This window comes from Dactylosporangium sp. NPDC005555 (assembly GCF_040605635.1).
Classification (GTDB): domain Bacteria; phylum Actinomycetota; class Actinomycetes; order Mycobacteriales; family Micromonosporaceae; genus Dactylosporangium.
In genome coordinates this window covers 245,127-259,568 of record NZ_JBEXDG010000006.1, presented here as the reverse complement: position 1 = coordinate 259,568, position 14,442 = coordinate 245,127, and the positions used below count along the sequence as shown (strand labels likewise).

Genomic DNA, 14,442 nt, shown 5'->3' with positions numbered 1-14,442 from the left:
ATCCGCATGACCGAGTGGCTCGAACCGATGTACAGCCTGCCCGCCGCACTGCTGGGGCTGGCGCTCGGGCTCGTCATGCTGCTCGACTCCATCCCGCTGCTCGGCATCCTCATCCCGGCCGATGTCGCCATCCTCACCACGGCCGGTGCGGCCGATCCGCTGAGCAGCCTCGGCTGGATCATCGCAGGCTGCCTCGCCGGTTGGTCACTGAGTTTCGTCGTCGGCTGGACGTTCGGGCAGCGGCTGCGCGAGGGCCGGTTCGGCCGCTGGATCGGCGAGGCGCGCTGGGCGAAGGCCGATCACGTGGTCCGCACCGGCGGCGCCCGGATCCTGGTCACGGCGCCGTTCCTGCCGTTTCTGAACACGCTCGTGCCGCTCGCGGCCGGTGGGCTGCGGATGCCGTACCTGCGGTTCCTGCGCTCGGCGGCGCTCGGCTCCGCCCTGTGGGGCGGGCTCTACGTGAGTCTCGGCTTCGCCGCCACGCGGGTGTCGGGGCTGCTCCCGACCGGCGGCATGACCACGCTGGTGACGGTGGGTCTCGGCCTGACGTTCGGCTGGGTGGCGCTGTTCACGACCCGCCGCATGGCTACGGTCGGTAGCTGAACGTACGCGTTCTGGGTCCTGTGCTTCGCGGAGGCAGTCGGTAATCTGACGGCTGACCTGCCCCGCGGAAGGGATCCCGTTGCGCAACCGCATCATCGCCTCGCTGCTCGTTGCGCTCGTCATGATCGGCGCCTGGGCGGTGCCGGCCGGCGCGGCGCCCGGCGATCCGACCGCGGCACCGGACGAGGGCACCGCCAACATGACCCTCGGTGAGCTCCTGGACAAGGCCAACGGCGACTTCCTCGACGCCCAGGGCATCCTGGAGGTCTCCAAGCAGCGCCAGGCCGAGCTCAACACGAAGGTCGCGGCGATGCAGGGGCAGCTGGACGTGATCCTCGCCGAGGTCAACGTCATCGCCGGCGCCGCCTACCGCACCGGCGGGGTCCGCACCGCCGCGGCGCTGATCCAGAGCGACGACGCCGAGTCGTTCATGGAGCGCACGATGATGGTCAACACCATCGCCCGCTACAACGACCGGCAGATCGCCGAGCTCACCAAGCTGCAGCAGGAGCTCGGCGAGGCGAAGAAGGCCGTCGACGCGGAGGTCGCCCAGCAGCAGGCGCAGACCGACGTCATGGCGAAGAAGAAGAAGGACGCCGAGGCCGCCCTGGTGAAGATGGGCGGCCGGGCCAACGGCTACGTCAACGCCAACTCGCCCCTCGCGACGCCGGCGCCGCGCAACGCCAACGGCTCGTGGCCGAAAGAGAACTGCATCATCGACGACCCGACCACGAGCGGCTGCGTCACGCCGCGCACCATCCACGCGGCGAAGGAGGCCCAGAAGGCCGGCTTCACGCGCTACTACTCGTGCTTCCGGCCCTCCGGACCGTATGAGCATCCGAAGGGCCGCGCGTGCGACTTCGCCGCCCAGGCCGGCGGCTTCGGCGGGGTCGCGACCGGCGGGGACAAGACCTACGGCGGCAACCTCGCCGCGTTCTTCGTCCGCAACGCGAGCGCGCTCGGCGTGCTCTACGTCATCTGGTTCCGCCAGGTGTGGACGCCGGCCGCCGGCTGGCACTCATACAGCGGCGGCAACGGCGACCCGTCCAGCGACCACACCAACCACGTGCATCTTTCGATGTATTAAAGGGTCCGCCGCCAGCCGAAGGGGTCCTCGACCGTGCCGCGCTGGATGCCGACGAGCGTGTCGCGGATCTTCGTGGTGAAGGGTCCCTCGACGGCGCCGGCGATGGTGAACTCGCCGTCGGCGGTGCGGGCAGTGCCGATCGAGCTGATGACGACGCCGGTGCCGCTGGCGAAGGTCTCCCGCAACCGGCCCGAGCGGGCGTCCTCGCGCCACTCGTCGAGGCTGTAGGGCCGCTCGGTGACCGTGAGGCCCAGGTGGGCGGCGAGCCGCAGCACCGAGTCGCGGGTGACGCCCGGCAGGATCGAGCCGTTGAGCGGCGGGGTCACCAGCTCGCCGTCGTAGACGAAGAAGAGGTTGTTGCTGCCGGCCTCCTCGATGTACCGGCGCTCGACCGAGTCGAGGAAGACCACCTGGTCGCAGCCGGCCTCCTGGGCCTGCGCCTGCGCGAGGAGGCTGGCGGCGTAGTTGGCCGCGGTCTTCACCGCGCCGGTGCCGCCGGGCGCGGCCCGCGAATACTCCTGGGTGACCCACATCGTGACGGGCTTGGCGCCGCCCGCGAAGTAGGAGCCGGCCGGCGAGGCGATGACGGCGAACAGGTACTCCAGGGACGGTCGCACGCCGAGGAACGGGTCGGTCGCGATCATGAACGGACGCAGGTACAGGCTCTGTCCGTCGCGCGTGGGCACCCACTCCCTGTCCGCCTCGACCAGCACCTCGATGGAGCGCAGGAACAGCTCCTCGGGCAGCCGCGGCATGGCCAGACGCCCGGCGGTGACGTTGAGGCGGCGGGCGTTGGCGTCGGGGCGAAAGAGGGCGACGCCGCCGTCGGGCTGCGCGTAGGCCTTCAGGCCCTCGAAGATCTCCTGCCCGTAGTGCAGAGCGGCGGTCGCCGGCGAGAGCGAGAGCGGGCCGAACGGCTCGAGCCGGGCGTCGTACCAGCCCTTCGCGTCGGCGTACCGCACGGTGACCATGTGATCGGTGAAGACGCGACCGAAACCGGGGTCGCTCATCAGGGCGGCACGCTCCGCGGTAGAACGGCGGGAGGCGGAAGCGGAAACGGTTGCGAATTCGAGCATTCCGCGACTGTAAGCGCTTACTGAACGATGCCTAAGGACCTTCCCGGGAACTGGGCAGTAGCAAGGTACGTCATCGAGGCGCCGGGAACTGGGCAGCAGCAAGGGTTCTCGGCAACGGCGTGTCAGCGAGGTGCCGGGAACTGGGCGGCAGCGGCGTCAGAACAGGTCGCGCGGCGGCGCGGGGGACTCGGTCGCGATCGCGTCCGTGACCACCCGGGCGCCCGCGACCAGGCGGTCCAGGTCGTCGCCGTGCACGAGCCTGGCCGGAAACGCGTCCGCGGCGCCGGCCCGGGCGAACCCGGCGACCGGCAGCGGCGCCGACGACGCGGCCAGGATGACATTGCCGAAGCGCCGGCCGCGCAGCACGGACGGCTCGGCGAGCAGGCACACGTCGCCGTACAGCGACCGCAACGTCGCGACCTGCCCCCGGGCGAACGCCAGCCCGGCGCCGTCGGCGAGGTTCGCCGCGTAGACGCCGCCGGGCCGCAGCAGGTTCGCCCCGGCGGTCAGGAACTCCAGCGAAGCGAGGTGCGCCGGCACCCGGGCACCCCGGTACACGTCGGCGATGATGAGATCGAAGCGACCGCCGGACATCGATTCGACGGCGGCACGGGCGTCCATCGCGCGGACCCGGATGTCGGCGCCGCGCGGCAGCGGCAGCACCCGGCGGACGAGGTCGATCAGCGCCGCGTCGAGCTCGACGACCCGCTGCGAGGAGCCGGGCCTGGTCGCGGCGACGTAGCGGGCCATCGTGAGCGCGCCGCCGCCCAGGTGCAGCACCGACAAGGGGGCGCCGGCGGGTGCGACCCCGTCGACGATCGACGCGAGGCGGCGCATGTACTCGAAGTCGAGCCGGCTCGGATCGTCCAGGTCGACGGCGGACTGCGGATACCCGTCGATGAGCAACGTCCACCGGCCCGGCCGCCCGTCGTCGGGGCGCAGCTCGGCGACGCCGCCGCCGATCTCCTCGACGATCCCGGCAACGCGCTTCTGACGACCCATGGGCACCACCGTAGCTATCGTTCACGTGAAGAATTTTTGTCACCGGGTGTTGTTCAATGTCGCCTTTAGGACGAACATTCTCCCGTTGGTCCCCGAACGATTCCCTCACGCGGAGGCGCGATGCAAGTACCCGCCGCATTCGAATACGCGAAAGCGACGACGGTGAGCCAGACTCTCGACCTGCTGTCCCAGTGGGGCGAGGACGCCCGGGTCATCGCCGGCGGTCACAGCCTGATCCCGATGATGAAGCTCCGCCTGGCCCGGCCGACGGCGCTGATCGACATCAACGACGTCAGCGAGCTGTCCTACATCCGGGTCGAGGGTGGCGAGCTGCGCATCGGCGCACTGACCCGGCACGCCGAGCTGCTCGACTCCGCGCTCGTCGAGGAGCACTACCGCATCTTCCGCGACGCGGAGCGGGTGATCGCCGACCCGATCGTGCGCAACCGCGGCACCGTCGGCGGCTCCCTGTGCCAGGCCGACCCGGCCGAGGACCTCTCCGCCGCGTTCGCCGCCGTCGACGCCTCGGTCGTGATCCACGGTCCGCGGGGGTCGCGCACCGTGCCACTGACCGAGTTCCACGTCGGGCCCTACGAGACGGTCGTCGAGGCCGGCGAGCTGCTCACCGAGGTGCGCGTGCCGATCCGCCCGGGTGGCGGCTCCGCGTACGTCAAGGTCGAGCGCCGCGTCGGTGACTGGGCGGTCGCCGCGGCCGGCGCCGCGATCTGGACCGACGCCGACGGCAGTGTCAGCCGCGTGGGCATCGGGCTCGCCGCGGTCGGCGCCGAGCACTTCCGCGCCGCGGAGGCGGAGGCGTTCCTCGTCGGGAAGCCGGCCACGCAGGAGAGCTTCGCCGAGGCGGGACGCATCGCCGCGGAAGCCAGCAACCCGGTCGCCGACCAGCGCGGACCGGTCGACTACAAGCGTCACCTCGCCGGCGAGCTGACCGTGCGCGCGCTGCGCGCCGCGGCCGCCCGCGCGCGGGGTCAGGAGGCCTGAACCATGCAGATCACCGTGACGGTGAACGGCGAGAGCCACACCCGCGACGTGGAGCCCCGGCTGCTGCTGGTGCACTTCCTGCGCAACGACCTCGGCCTCACCGGGACGCACTGGGGCTGCGACACGTCCAACTGCGGCGTGTGCACCGTGACCCTGGACGGCGTGCCCGTCAAATCCTGCACCGTCCTGGCGGTGATGGCCGACGGCAAGCGGGTCGGCACCGTCGAAGGGCTCGAGCGCGCGGACGGTCTGGACCCGGTCCAGCAGGGCTTCGTGCAGTGCCACGGCCTGCAGTGCGGCTTCTGCACCCCCGGCATGATGCTCACCGCCCGCTGCCTGCTCGACAAGAACCCCGACCCGTCGGAGCAGGAGATCCGCGAGGCGATCTCCGGCCAGATCTGCCGGTGCACGGGCTACGAGAACATCGTCCGCTCGGTCCGCTGGGCGGCCGAACACGAAGCGGCGGAGGCAAAGGCATGACCGTCACCGAGAACGCCACGCCTATGGGCTTCGGCCGCATGCACCGCAAGGAGGACGCGCGGTTCGTGCGGGGCAAGGGCACCTACGTCGACGACGTGAACCTGCCCGGCATGCTGCACGGGTCGTTCCTGCGCAGCCCGTACGCCCACGCGAAGATCGTCTCGATCGACACGAGCGCGGCGGAGGCGCTGCCGGGTGTCAAGGCCGTCATCACCGGAGCGGTCCTGGAGACGCTCAGCCTCGCCTGGATGCCGACCCTGTCCTACGACACCCAGGCCGTGCTCGCGACCGACAAGGTCCGCTTCCAGAACCAGGAGGTCGCGTTCGTCGTCGCCGACAACCACTACATCGCGCGCGACGCCCTGGAGCTCATCGAGGTCGAATACGAGCCGCTGCCCGTCGTCGCCGACGCGAAGCAGGCCCTCGCCGAAGGCGCCCCGGTCATCCGGGACGACAAGGAGGGCAAGACCGACAACCACATCTTCGACTGGTCCGCCGGCGACAAGGAGAAGACCGACGCGGTCTTCGCCTCCGCGGAGGTCGTGGTCGCGGAGGACATCCTGTACCCCCGGGTGCACCCGTCCCCGCTGGAGACGTGCGGCGCGGTCGCCGACTTCGACAAGGTCAGCGGCAAGCTGACGATCTACTCGACCACCCAGGCACCGCACGCGCACCGGACGGTCTACGCGCTCGTCGCGGGCCTGCCGGAGCACAAGATCCGGGTCATCTCCCCGGACATCGGCGGCGGCTTCGGCGGCAAGGTCGGCATCTACCCCGGCTACGTCCTGGCGATCGTCGGCTCCATCGTCACCGGCAAGCCGGTGAAGTGGATGGAGGACCGCAACGAGCACCTGACCGCCACCGCGTTCGCCCGCGACTACCACATGCGCGGCGAGATCGCGGCGACGAAGGACGGCAAGATCCGCGCGCTGCGGGTCGACGTGCTCGCCGACCACGGCGCGTTCAACGGCACGGCCCAGCCGACGAAGTTCCCGGCCGGCTTCTTCCACATCTTCACCGGGTCCTACGACCTGGAGGCGGCGTCCTGCAACGTCAAGGGCGTCTACACCAACAAGGCACCCGGCGGCGTCGCGTACGCCTGCTCGTTCCGGATCACCGAGGCCGCGTACCTGGTCGAGCGCATGATCGACCTGCTCGCGTTCGAGCTGAAGATGGACCCGGCCGAGCTGCGGATGAAGAACCTGCTCCAGCCGGCGCAGTTCCCGTACACCACGCCCACCGGCTGGGAGTACGACTCCGGCGACTACCCGAAGGCGCTGCGCCTGGCCATGGACATGGTCGGGTACGAGAAGCTGCGCGTCGAACAGGCCGAGAAGCTCCAGCGCGGCGAGTACATGGGCATCGGCATCAGCTTCTTCACCGAGGGCGTCGGGGCCGGCCCCCGCAAGCACATGGACATCCTCGGCCTCGGCATGGCCGACGGCGCCGAGCTGCGGGTCCACCCGACCGGCAAGGCGGTGCTGCGCCTGTCGGTGCAGTCCCAGGGGCAGGGGCACGAGACGACCTTCGCGCAGATCGTCGCGGAGGAGCTCGGCATCTCCCCGGACGACATCGACGTGGTGCACGGCGACACCGACAACACCCCGTTCGGCCTCGGCACCTACGGCTCCCGCTCCACCCCGGTGTCGGGCGCGGCGACCGCGATCGTGGCCCGCAAGGTCCGCGACCGGGCGAGGATCGTCGCGTCGGCGATGCTCGAGGTGTCCCCGGACGACCTGGAATGGGAGAAGGGGAAGTTCTTCGTCAAGGGCGACCCCGACCAGGCCAAGACGATCCAGGAGATCGCCATGGCCGCGCACTCCAGCCTGGAGCTGCCCGAGGGCGTCGAGGGCCACCTGGACGCGACGACGGTCTACAACCCGCCGAACCTGACCTACCCGTTCGGCGCGTACATCTGCGTCGTCGACGTCGACCCGGCCACCGGCCAGGTCAAGGTCCGCCGGTTCATCGCCGTGGACGACTGCGGCGTGCGGATCAACCCGATGATCGTCGAGGGCCAGGTGCACGGCGGCCTCGCCGACGGCATCGGCATGGCGCTCATGCAGCTCATGGCGTTCGACGAGGACGGCAACCACCTCGGCGCGTCGCTCATGGACTACCTGCTGCCGACCTCGCTGGAGTGCCCGTCGTGGGAACTCGGCGAGACGGTCACGCCGTCGCCGCACCACCCGATCGGCGCCAAGGGCGTCGGCGAGTCCGCGACCGTCGGCTCGCCGGCCGCCGTGGTCAACGCGGTCCTCGACGCGCTGAAGCCCTTCGGGGTCCGGCACGCCGACATGCCGCTCACCCCGTCCAACGTGTGGCGCGCCGTCCAGGGCCGCCCGATCCGAACGGACCTCGCCATCTCATGACGAATCTCCTTCATCGTGCCGACCGGCTGCGGGCGGACCGCACCCCCTTCGTCCTCGCGACGGTGGTGCGCGCCGAGCGGCCGACCAGCGCCAAGGCGGGAGACCGCGCCCTCGTGCTGCCGGACGGCACGATGGAGGGGTTCGTCGGCGGCACCTGCGCCGAGTCGACCGTCCGCCTCCAAGGGCTCCGGCTCCTGGAGACGGGCGAGTCCACCCTGCTGCGGATCACCCCTTCCTCAGGCGACGCCGACGACGAGCGCGAGGGTCTGCTCACCGTCGCGAATCCGTGCCTGTCGGGCGGCACCCTGGAGATCTTCCTGGAGACGATGATCCCGGCGCCGCTCGTGTACGTGCACGGCGAGGCACCCGTGGCCCGCGCGATGGTCGACGTGGCCCGCTCGATCGGCTGGGACGGTGTCCGCGGACCCGCGGAGGCGCTGCCGCTGGACGCGTCGGCGGTCGTCGTCGCCTCGCACGGCCGCGACGAGGTCGAGGTCCTCACGGCGGCGGTCAAGGCCGGCGTGCCGTACATCGCCCTCGTCGCCAGCCGCAAGCGGGCCGCGGCCGTCCTGGACGAGCTGACATTGACGGCCGCGGAGAAGGACCGGATCCACGCCCCGGCCGGCCTGGACATCGGCGCCCGGACCGCGCCGGAGATCGCCCTGTCCATCCTCGCCGAGGTCATCGCCAGCCGCCCCCGGCAGACCGCGCCGCCACCCTTCACGAGGATCGACCTGCCGCTCCTCCAGCCGGTCGTGTCGCAGGTGGCCGTGGCCAAGGACGTCGTCTGCGCGATGGACGTGGCGATCTCGCCGGACGCGCTGCAGTACGAGCACGAGGGCACCATGTACTACTTCTGCGGCTCCGGCTGCCGGCGGGCGTTCATCGACAACCCGGCCCGGTACCTGTGACGGCGTCCATCGATGAGCTGGTCGACGGGCTCGCCGGGCAGGGCTACCTCGCCGAGCAGGGGCTCGCCACGGCGCTGTTCCTGTCGGTGAGGCTCGGCCAGCCGATCCTGCTCGAAGGCGAGCCCGGGGTCGGCAAGACCGCCGCCGCGGGCGCCCTGGCCGCCGCGCTGGACACCCCGCTGATCCGGCTGCAGTGCTACGAGGGGCTCAGCGCCGCCGAGGCCCTCTACGAGTGGAACTATCCCCGCCAGCTGCTCGGGATCCGCCTGGCCGAGGCCCGCGGCGAGGTACCCCGCGAGGCGGACCTCTTCGCCCCCGAATACCTGCTGCGCCGGCCGCTGCTCGCCGCGGTCGAACACCCCGGCCCGCGCCCCGCGGTGCTGCTCATCGACGAGGTCGACCGGGCCGACGACGAGTTCGAGGCGTTCCTGTTCGAGCTGCTCGCCGAGGGGTCGGTGACGATCCCCGAGCTCGGCACCCGGACCGCGGTGGTGCCACCCGTCGTCGTGCTCACCAGCAACCGGACCCGGGACCTGCACGACGCGCTGCTGCGCCGCTGCCTGTACCACTGGATCGGCTACCCCGACGCGCACCGGGTCGCCGCGATCATCCGGCAGCGGGTGCCGGGCGCTGGCGAGCTGCTCGCGTCGCGGGTCGCGGGCGCGGTGTCGCGGCTGCGTGGGCTGGACCTGACCAAGCCGCCGGGCGTCGCCGAGGCGATCAGCTGGGCCAACGCCCTGCGCCTGCTGGGCCTGCCGCTGGACGACAGGTCCGCGGACGCGACCCTCGGCGCGGTCCTCAAGTATCGCGAGGACGAGGAGCTGGCCCGCCGAACGGGACTGGCGGACCTTGTCACGGGGTGACCTGGCCGGGCTCGTCGCCGCGTTCGGTGCGGCGCTGCACGACGCCGGGCTGCCCGTCGGGCCGGACCGTGGCGAGCGCTTCGCCAGGGCCGTGACCCTCCTCGCCCCGACCACGACCGCGGAGCTGCACCGCTGCGCCCGGGCGACGCTGACCTGCCATCCCGAGCAGTTCGAGATCCTCGACCGGGTCTTCGACGCGGTCTTCCGCGGCTACGCCGACGACCCGGCCGACTTCCGCGGCGACCCCAACGCCACCGGCACCTCCACGACCAGTGCTTCTTCCGGCAGCACCCCGTCCGCGGGTCCGCCGCCGCCGGGCAGCGCGTCGACCGCCAAGGAGATCGAGATCCCGGTCGCCACCGTCGGCAGCGCGACCGAACGGCTCGCGTCGCGGGACTTCGCCACGCTGACCCCCGCAGAGTTGACCGAACTGGCGGATCTGATGCGGCGGCTCGCCGTGGCCACCCCGCCGCGCCGGACGCGGAGGATGCGCTCGCGGGCCTTCGGCGACGCCGTCGACCTGCGGGCCACGCTGCGGCGGGCCCGGCGCACCGGCGGGCATCCGGTCCGGCTGATGCGGCGTGAGCCGCGCGTGCGGCCCCGGCGGCTGGTCGCGCTGTGCGACATCTCCGGGTCGATGGAGCCCTACGCCAGGGCGATGCTGCAGCTGCTGTACTGCGCGGCCGGCACCTCCCGCGCCGAGGTGTTCACCTTCGCCACCAGACTGACCCGCCTGACGAAGATCCTCGCCCGGACCCGCCCGGCGGTCGCCCTGCACCGCGCCGGGCAGGCCGCCCCCGACTGGTCCGGCGGCACCCGCATCGGCGCCGCGCTGAAGGCCTTCAACGACACCTACGGCCGGCGCGGCATGGCCCGCGGCGCGGTCGTGCTCATCGTCTCCGACGGCTGGGAGACCGGCGACCCGGCGCAGGTCGGCGCCGAGATGGCCCGGCTGTCCCGGCTCGCCCACCGCATCGTCTGGGTCAACCCCCGCACCGCCAGTCCCCGTTACCGGCCGCTCGTCGGCGGAATGGCCGCCGCGTGGCCCTACTGCGACGCGGTGGTCAGCGCCCACACCCTCACCGATCTGGATCCCCTCCTCGCTGCCCTCAGAGAAGGTGCCCGTCATGCTGCTCACCAATGAATTCGTCGTCCACCGCCCCCTCGAAGAAACCTGGACCGTCCTGACCGACCTGGAGCGGATCGCGCCGTGCATGCCCGGCGCCCAGCTCACCTCCGTGCAGGGCGACGAGTACCACGGCAAGGTCAAGGTGAAGGTCGGCCCGATGACCGCCCAGTTCACCGGCGTCGCCACCTTCAAGGAGCGCGACGCGGCGGCGCACCGGGCGGTGATCGACGCCCGCGGCCGCGACGCGTCCGGCAAGGGCCGCGCGTCCGCCCTGGTCACAGCGACCCTGACGCCGGAGGGCGACGCGACGAAGGTGACCGTGGAGACCGACCTGACGATCGCCGGCCCCCTGGCGCAGATGGGCCGCAGCACGATCGGCGACATCAGCACCCGGCTGCTGGGCCAGTTCGTCACCAACCTGGAGGCGCAACTGGCCGAGACGCCACCCTCGGCCGGGCAGGTGGAGGAGGTCGAGGCGATCCTGCCGACCGCTCCCGTCCCCGACGCCAACGGGGTGACGACGGCACCGGCCAACCAGGCGGCCGCTCAGGTCACCGAGCAGAGCGCCGCCCCGGTCCGTACCATCGACGGACCCGAAGCGGAGCCGGTCAACCTGCTGGAAACGGCCGGGACCACCAACATCATCAAGATCGCGGTTCCGGTCGTCGTCCTGGTGGCGGTCATCGTCGCGCTGGTCGTCTGGCTGGTCTGAGACCTGGACAGGGCGAGGGGCACCGGCCGGGTCGCGGCCGGTGCCCCTACCTTTCCTCACCCCATCCGATGCGGCCGCCCGATCAACCGCAGGTGAAGACCGCCGGGGCCGCGTTCGGGCCCCACGCCACCTTGCCGACGAGCAGGATCGTCGTCGACTCTCCCGGCTTCAGTTTGCTCTGCCACGGCTTGACCTGCACCGATGCGCCGGTCTGCGTGGCGGTGCCGTTGACCGCCAGCTCGACCTTCTGCGTGCCGGTGTAGGCGAAGCGCAGCGACCAGTTGTTCAGCGCCTGCTTCGAGGTGTTGCGGACCGTCGCCGACGCGATGTACACGCCGCCGAGGTCCAGGACCCGGGTGTAGGTCACGGTGCACGGCGACTTCGCCACCGCGCCGCCCTCGCCCTGGTCCGCCAGGAACGACGACACCCAGGACAGCGTCGAGTTCCAGTTGACGGTGATCTCGTTCGTCGACCACGACTCGATGTCGTCGAGGTAGCAGAACTGCGGCTTGCAGCCCGGCAGGATCTTCGACGCGACCGGGTCCTGGATCGAGGAGTTCGGGCCGCCGGACAGCGACCCGGCCGGCGGGTTGGGCAGCGCCGGGTTGAGCTGGTGGGCGTACATCCGCGAGTGCTGGTTGTGCGAGTTCCGCTCGCCGTAGCCGGTCACGTAGGACTGGTTGAGCGCGTTGCGGCCGAGGATGTAGTCCATGCCCGTCAGCACACCGTCGCGCAGCGCGGTGTCGCCGCTGATGTCGTACGCGGTGGCGATGACGACCAGGTTGTTCATGATGAGGCCGTTGGAGCCCCAGTCGAACTTCCCGTTCGTCGGGTTGTAGGCGATGTTGTACGCGTTGCCCCGCACCGTCCGCAGGTAGCCGCGGCCACCGTCCACAACGGACTGCCGCACCCGCGCCCGGTCGGGCAGCGCGTTGGGCACGGTCGCCAGGTCGAGCCGGCCGGCCGTCGCGGTGAACTTCCAGTCGAAGCCCTCCGGGCGGAACACGTCGGCGGTGTGCCACGGCGACGCCACGACCGCGTCCTGGTAGGCCTTCTCGCCGGTGCTGATGAACAGCTCCGCCGCGGCCCAGTAGAACTCGTCGGTCACGTTGTCGTCGTCGTACGCGCCGCCGCCGGTGCCGTCGGTGACGAGGGCGTAGCGGGCCGGGTTGGCCAGCGCCGCCGTGTACGCCGTCCGCGCCGCGGCCAGGAGCTTCGCCGCGAACGCCTTGTCGTACGGCTGGAAGAGCCGGGCGCCCTGAGCGGCGGTGGCGGCGAGGTTGAGCGTCGCGGCCGTCGACGGCGCGTGCAGCTCGCGCGGCTGCGGGTCGGCTGCGGGGTCGAGCGGCAGGCCGGTCCAGGCCGCGTCGTGCACCTTGTGGTGGACCATGCCGGCCAGGGGCTTACCGGCGGGCACCTGCATGCGCAGCATGAACTCCAGCTCCCAGCGCGCCTCGTCGAGGACGTCGGGCACCTGGTTGCCGTGCTCCGGGATGCGCAGCGAGCCGTCGCCGAGCTTGTCCGCGCGGGCGCCGGCCGCGACCTTGGTCCGCTCGAAGGTGCTCAGCAGCTGGTACACCGAGATGCCGCCGTTGACGACGTACTTGCCGTGGTCGCCGGCGTCGTACCAGCCGCCGCGCACGTCGAGCCGGTAGTCGCAGACGCCGGGCTGGCACGGCACGTCGGTGTCGCCCTGGTTGGGCGCGACGCCGAGGTGACCGGCGGCGCGGGCGTAGCCGGGGGCGATGCTGTCGAGGATCTCGATGCCGCTGCGCTGGGTGTAATACCACGACAGCGAGTCGGCGCGCAGCTTCTCGTAGGCGTCGTTGACGCCGATGTCGAAGGGCACGCTGGTCTCGCCGTCGGCGGTGAGCGTGTAGCCCGCGCCCTTGACGGCGTACGAGCTGAAGTCGGCCGTCTGGACGTTCTGGCCGGACGTGGCGTCGACGCCGGCGGGGGTGGTCGTGCCGGTGGCGACGACCGCGCCGGCAGCGTTGCGCAGCTGCCACGGCAGGCCCGCGGTCGCCTCGGTGACGACCGTGGCGGCCTTCGGGCCGTTGGTGAGGTAACCGACCTGGTTGACCCGCACCCGCGGGCCGGTGTCCGGCACGTACACGGGCGGCGGCGCACCTCCCTGCAGTGAGATGTCGTCGAGGCACAGCGTCCACGCGACGGCGCTGCCGCCGACCTGGAACGCGACCTGACCCGCGTCGGTGTCGGCCGCCGCGGTGAAGGTGTAACTGTACGTCTGCGGCGTCTCGGTCAGCGCCGGCGCCGCGGACAGTTCCTGCGTGTATGGCGGCGCAGCGAGCTGCACATTCGCCCGGACGGTCACCGGCGTGGTGGCGCTGGCCGAGAAGGAGAGCTTGTAGGACTCGCCCGCCTCCAGCTTGACCGCGTTCTGCCCGATGATGGCGTCCCACGGGTTGGTGGTCCCGGCGGGGATGGTCGCGCACAGCCTGCCGGCCACGACGGCGGCCGGAGCGTTGCCGGTCCACCACCACGGGTCGGTGCCGCTGTCGAAGGTGCCGTTGACGATCTGTTCGGCCGGATCGGCGAATGCGGCGGATGCGGTCATCGGCACGACCAGCACCGCCGCTACTAAGGCAAGCGAGAGTTTGCGCTTCACACAGACACCCCTTGTGGCGGAAGGGAAATGGGAGCGCTCCCACTGTGGCCCACGGCACACGGAGTGTCAATAGGTGCTCAACGTTTGAGCGTCGGGAACACGTACCAGACGACGATGAACGAGATCCCCAGCGCGGCGCCGACCGCGATCGCCCATGACGTGGCGACGACGACCTCGAAGACCAGGAAGACCGCGCCGACCACCGACAGCCACAGGAACACCAGCCCGATCCCGGCCAGGGTGCTGCTGGACTCCACGAGTTCCTTCTTGCGTCCCCGGCGGAACAGGATCCGGTGGTGGCTGACGGGCGCGATCAGGCACAGCGTGGCCAGGGCGGTGAGCAGCAGCGTCACGATGTACGTGCCGCGCTGGATGTCCGTGATCTCGGCGAACCGCTGGTTGAAGGGGATCACCAGCAGGAACGCGAACAGGATCTGCACCCCGGTCTGGGCGACCCGCAGCTCCTGGAGCAATTCATTCCAGTTCCGGTCGAACCGCTCATCTGGGGTCTCGTCGCGATCGGCCATGCGGGTTCAATTACCCAACGGGTCGGCGGGACGAACTTGGCGATCGGGCCAA

Annotated in this window: 13 protein-coding genes; 9 read left to right on the top strand and 4 right to left on the bottom strand. The window is 71.3% G+C overall.

Annotated elements, in window-relative coordinates; all coding sequences use genetic code 11:
• Positions 1-6: 6 nt before the first annotated feature.
• Together ABZS58_RS10080 and ABZS58_RS10075 are read left to right on the top strand one after the other, a co-directional pair.
• Entirely contained in the window at positions 7-603 is a 597-nt protein-coding gene (locus ABZS58_RS10080) for a VTT domain-containing protein (protein WP_354779617.1), read from the top strand.
• Positions 604-682: 79 nt separating this feature from the next.
• Entirely contained in the window at positions 683-1,690 is a 1,008-nt protein-coding gene (locus tag ABZS58_RS10075) for a hypothetical protein (protein ID WP_354779615.1), read from the top strand.
• Here the strand turns inward: ABZS58_RS10075 and ABZS58_RS10070 are convergent.
• A complete protein-coding gene (locus ABZS58_RS10070; protein WP_354779613.1) occupies positions 1,687-2,766 on the bottom strand; it encodes a branched-chain amino acid aminotransferase in 1,080 nt (359 codons plus the stop codon). The two genes, ABZS58_RS10075 and ABZS58_RS10070, sit on opposite strands and share 4 nt — an antisense overlap.
• 156 nt (positions 2,767-2,922) lie before the next feature.
• The gene (locus tag ABZS58_RS10065; RefSeq protein WP_354779611.1) at positions 2,923-3,768 is read right to left on the bottom strand and encodes a fused MFS/spermidine synthase; all 846 of its coding nucleotides are present in this window, start codon (positions 3,766-3,768) and stop codon (positions 2,923-2,925) included.
• Between the two features lie 120 nt (positions 3,769-3,888).
• Here ABZS58_RS10065 and ABZS58_RS10060 point away from each other — a divergent pair, with 120 nt between their 5' ends.
• Genes ABZS58_RS10060 through ABZS58_RS10030 form a run of 7 tightly spaced genes read left to right on the top strand, consistent with a single transcriptional unit; the run spans position 3,889 to position 11,234 of the window.
• Complete coding sequence (locus tag ABZS58_RS10060; protein WP_354779609.1) at positions 3,889-4,767, top strand: xanthine dehydrogenase family protein subunit M; 879 nt, start codon at positions 3,889-3,891, stop codon at positions 4,765-4,767.
• A 3-nt stretch (positions 4,768-4,770) separates the two neighbouring features.
• Entirely contained in the window at positions 4,771-5,247 is a 477-nt protein-coding gene (locus tag ABZS58_RS10055; RefSeq protein WP_354779607.1) for a (2Fe-2S)-binding protein, read from the top strand.
• A complete protein-coding gene (locus ABZS58_RS10050; RefSeq protein ID WP_354779605.1) occupies positions 5,244-7,619 on the top strand; it encodes an aerobic carbon-monoxide dehydrogenase large subunit in 2,376 nt (791 codons plus the stop codon). Before ABZS58_RS10055 ends, ABZS58_RS10050 begins: the two co-directional genes overlap by 4 nt.
• Positions 7,616-8,530, top strand: coding sequence for an XdhC family protein (locus ABZS58_RS10045; protein WP_354779603.1), 915 nt, complete (start codon positions 7,616-7,618; stop codon positions 8,528-8,530). Before ABZS58_RS10050 ends, ABZS58_RS10045 begins: the two co-directional genes overlap by 4 nt.
• Positions 8,527-9,393, top strand: coding sequence for a MoxR family ATPase (locus ABZS58_RS10040; protein ID WP_354779601.1), 867 nt, complete (start codon positions 8,527-8,529; stop codon positions 9,391-9,393). The genes ABZS58_RS10045 and ABZS58_RS10040 overlap by 4 nt, the downstream gene beginning before the upstream one ends.
• Positions 9,380-10,537, top strand: coding sequence for a VWA domain-containing protein (locus tag ABZS58_RS10035; protein WP_354779599.1), 1,158 nt, complete (start codon positions 9,380-9,382; stop codon positions 10,535-10,537). Before ABZS58_RS10040 ends, ABZS58_RS10035 begins: the two co-directional genes overlap by 14 nt.
• Positions 10,521-11,234: an SRPBCC family protein gene (locus ABZS58_RS10030; protein ID WP_354779597.1), complete on the top strand. Its 714-nt coding sequence runs from the start codon at positions 10,521-10,523 to the stop codon at positions 11,232-11,234. The genes ABZS58_RS10035 and ABZS58_RS10030 overlap by 17 nt, the downstream gene beginning before the upstream one ends.
• An 82-nt stretch (positions 11,235-11,316) precedes the next feature.
• On the opposite strand, the gene ABZS58_RS10025 is transcribed toward ABZS58_RS10030, so the two are convergent.
• Positions 11,317-13,812 carry a glycoside hydrolase family 9 protein gene (locus ABZS58_RS10025; RefSeq protein WP_354779719.1) on the bottom strand — a complete coding sequence of 832 codons (2,496 nt, stop codon included), beginning with the start codon at positions 13,810-13,812 and terminating at the stop codon, positions 11,317-11,319.
• A 128-nt stretch (positions 13,813-13,940) separates the two neighbouring features.
• Entirely contained in the window at positions 13,941-14,390 is a 450-nt protein-coding gene (locus tag ABZS58_RS10020) for a DUF6328 family protein (protein WP_354779595.1), read from the bottom strand.
• Positions 14,391-14,442 lie beyond the last annotated feature (52 nt).

Excerpts from the sequence above, each read along its gene's own strand:
- ABZS58_RS10080 (WP_354779617.1), top strand. The coding sequence starts at position 7 with ATGACCGAGTGGCTCGAACCGATGTACAGCCTGCCCGCCGCACTGCTG.
- ABZS58_RS10070 (WP_354779613.1), bottom strand. The coding sequence starts at position 2,766 with ATGCTCGAATTCGCAACCGTTTCCGCTTCCGCCTCCCGCCGTTCTACC.
- ABZS58_RS10065 (WP_354779611.1), bottom strand. The coding sequence starts at position 3,768 with ATGGGTCGTCAGAAGCGCGTTGCCGGGATCGTCGAGGAGATCGGCGGC.
- ABZS58_RS10060 (WP_354779609.1), top strand. The coding sequence starts at position 3,889 with ATGCAAGTACCCGCCGCATTCGAATACGCGAAAGCGACGACGGTGAGC.
- ABZS58_RS10055 (WP_354779607.1), top strand. The coding sequence starts at position 4,771 with ATGCAGATCACCGTGACGGTGAACGGCGAGAGCCACACCCGCGACGTG.
- ABZS58_RS10050 (WP_354779605.1), top strand. The coding sequence starts at position 5,244 with ATGACCGTCACCGAGAACGCCACGCCTATGGGCTTCGGCCGCATGCAC.
- ABZS58_RS10045 (WP_354779603.1), top strand. The coding sequence starts at position 7,616 with ATGACGAATCTCCTTCATCGTGCCGACCGGCTGCGGGCGGACCGCACC.
- ABZS58_RS10030 (WP_354779597.1), top strand. The coding sequence starts at position 10,521 with ATGCTGCTCACCAATGAATTCGTCGTCCACCGCCCCCTCGAAGAAACC.
- ABZS58_RS10025 (WP_354779719.1), bottom strand. The coding sequence starts at position 13,812 with ATGACCGCATCCGCCGCATTCGCCGATCCGGCCGAACAGATCGTCAAC.
- ABZS58_RS10020 (WP_354779595.1), bottom strand. The coding sequence starts at position 14,390 with ATGGCCGATCGCGACGAGACCCCAGATGAGCGGTTCGACCGGAACTGG.